General features: G+C 40.4%; 3 protein-coding genes. 1 reads left to right on the plus strand and 2 read right to left on the minus strand.

The window, feature by feature from the left end; translation table 11 throughout:
- Together KDK14_RS10885 and KDK14_RS10890 are read right to left on the minus strand one after the other, a co-directional pair.
- On the minus strand, positions 1-405 hold a 405-nt coding region (locus KDK14_RS10885), incomplete at its 3' end, for a hypothetical protein (protein WP_257265133.1).
- 288 nt (positions 406-693) lie between these two features.
- Positions 694-924 carry a hypothetical protein gene (locus KDK14_RS10890; RefSeq protein ID WP_257265134.1) on the minus strand — a complete coding sequence of 77 codons (231 nt, stop codon included), beginning with the start codon at positions 922-924 and terminating at the stop codon, positions 694-696.
- Positions 925-1,175: 251 nt separating this feature from the next.
- Here KDK14_RS10890 and KDK14_RS10895 point away from each other — a divergent pair, with 251 nt between their 5' ends.
- A complete protein-coding gene (locus tag KDK14_RS10895) occupies positions 1,176-2,336 on the plus strand; it encodes a serpin family protein (RefSeq protein WP_257265135.1) in 1,161 nt (386 codons plus the stop codon).
- Positions 2,337-2,748: the final 412 nt, after the last annotated feature.

The raw sequence follows: 2,748 nt of genomic DNA on the forward strand, positions 1-2,748 counted from the left end.
GACCTTTGCTGAATTTTCTGTCTGAGCATCCGGTTCATTCATTTTTATTTCTGTGCAAATATCGCCATTTCCGGTTTCATCACAATTTACCTGGTGCGAAAAGAGTGGGCGATTACTTGCTTCGCTGTCTTTGGAGGTGCAGTCAAGATCATCAATTTCAGGAAATAATGAAGGAAGTTTGTCCGTTTCTAACCAGTTGAAGGAATCAAAACCACTATTTTGTTGTTGTTGTTTCATCACTTCCGAAACGTAGCCAAAGCTGACGGGTTCAAATGTTTGAACTTTTTTGTCATTAAAAAATGCACTTGTCATTTTAATTTCTTCTTCATGACAGGTTAATGAGGTTTCAGTAAGCCACTTGGAAGACACAGAGCAAGAAGAAAAGTTATTAAAAGATGAATTCATGTTTGTGTTTTACCACTCAATTATTTTCATATGATATAGCAGACCACTTTATTCAATAGGTAATTCATTCATTCCCATTTTTTTTAACTTTCATCACAACCCAGTATAAGCACTTGCTATTGGGATTACGAACGACGACGTTAAGCTATTTGAAAGCCAACGTCTTACGGCTTGGGAAGATGGTGGTGGCCGGGTCACCGTAAACGAGGTCATTGATGGCAACGTCAATACTCTCTTAGGGTAGACATTAAGGAATTCTTCCTGAATATTACTATTGTCCATTCTTTTTTAGCTTCTGCGAACGAGTGCAGGCGGGTTGGTTTCCAGGTGTTGCGGGTCTTGAATTGGAACCACAAAGTTTTTGTTTCTGGAATTAATAGATAGATGCTTAATTTCTATCGTAATAACACTCTCTTTCAGGACATTTCCCGGATTGATCGAACCATTGGCGATGTGGCTTTGCATAAAGCGTTGATCGGGATTAGCACAGATAACAATAATATTTACCCTGGTAGCCATTTGATCCTGACCGAGTCTCCCGATAAATAAACGACAATTATTATAAATTCAAACAATTGGCTTAAAAAAGAGAGCAAAGAAGCCACAAACACTATATCGTGCTGTTAATAAGGACTAAAAAAATGAAAACCTGACTAAACAGTTGGCTAACTGCTTATTGATTGTTTGCTGTCTGGATCAGAGCATTTTTTGAATGTGTTAGAATGCGTCAATTCAAACAATAGACATTTTATCTGGAGATTTGAATCAAAATGCAAAATTCAGCGCTTGCCGGCACTCTTGCCACCAATAATGGACCTCAACATCATGCAACCCATTCCAACGTTTTATACTCTCCACAGTCGATGGGTTCGTCAGGCATCCATAAGGTGGTACCAGAAACCACCACACCTTTTTTTAAAGGCATTCAAAGTGATGTAAAAAAATTTGTTCAGGTATTATTGTCTGATAGATCAGTTAACTTGGTTATTTCACCTTTCCTGGTCACTACCACAGAGGCAATCACCGCCAGAGTAATGAATGAGGTGGGCTTGAATGTTGGCTTAAATGAAAGTGCTATCGTGTCTGATCATATCCCGCCCAATATTATGGACACCGTAAAAGGCTTGCACGTTCAATCAAAAGAAGAACATATTGACAAGGCCCTGGAACAACTCAATATTTCACATACAACCAGTGCAGAGTTAAGACAGAAGGGTTATGCACAGGCTACAGCAGAACTCAATGCGCGAATTGCAAAAGATACCCAGGGTATGATCACTGATTTGCTTGATCCCAACAACCTGGAAGATCCAACCCTTGCCTTTCGCTTGGTCACTTGGTTATTCGAGCATGTTTCATGGGAAGAACCTTTTGAGCTGATGAATGATGTCGATAGCTCAGCAATGACATGGCAAAATACCACCCACCCCGAAATTCAGTGGATGGAAAGTGGTGGAGAAACACACACCATCAAACACACTCGTTCAGATGGCTATGATTTTATAGCTGTTCCTGTTAAGGAAACAGGAATAAAAGCGGTGCTTGTTTTACCACCTTCAGAGGAAACCAATCATAACAGTGAAGATCTCAATCGGGTTTTGCTAAATGGACTAACGTCTATCCTTGGCAAAGCAGAAAATAATAGAGCAGAGATAACGCTGCCCAAATTCAAATTCGACTATGAATATACGACAGAACACTCGGAAGCTGGTGCCATCGCTACACATAAGGCAGCATTGAATATTGATGAAGAAGGGGCTGATGTAGCCGCAACATCAGAAATGCTGGCATACGCTTGTTGTGCGTCGACTATAAAATATCCTAAATTTGATTTTGACCACCCATTCTACTTTGCAATAATTGATCATGAAAATGCCGAAAAACCGAGAGTAGTTGGCATGGCCTGGATTAAGCAGCCCTGGAATAGTTAATTGATATTTTTTACTGCCCTGAATTCGTATAAAAATCAGTAAATCGCTTATTAAGGTCGATTGGATTCTAAAACCTCACCAATCGCGACCAAATCCGGCACTATTATCTCTGCCCAAAATGCTATTCCCCCACTGTCCCCTTTGACAGTAATAACCTGACCGTCCCTCTTAGGGTAGACATTAAGGAATTTTTCCTGATGCTATAGTTCTATCCCTCGTTCTCTAACTCGTAGTGACTGTCGCTGACGGGTTGTTATTACGGGTTGTGGGTCTTGAATTGGAACCACAAAGGTCAAAAAGAGCACAAAGGAAAAGAAAAGCTCTTCTTCGTGCTCTTTGCCGTGAGAAATATTTTGTTTAACCATTTTTCATCCCTGAGGGTGGCGCAAAATATTTTCACGCGCCATGGGCA

The sequence above is a fragment of the Endozoicomonas sp. ONNA2 genome (assembly GCF_024606365.1).
In the GTDB taxonomy this organism is placed as follows: Bacteria; Pseudomonadota; Gammaproteobacteria; order Pseudomonadales; family Endozoicomonadaceae; genus Endozoicomonas.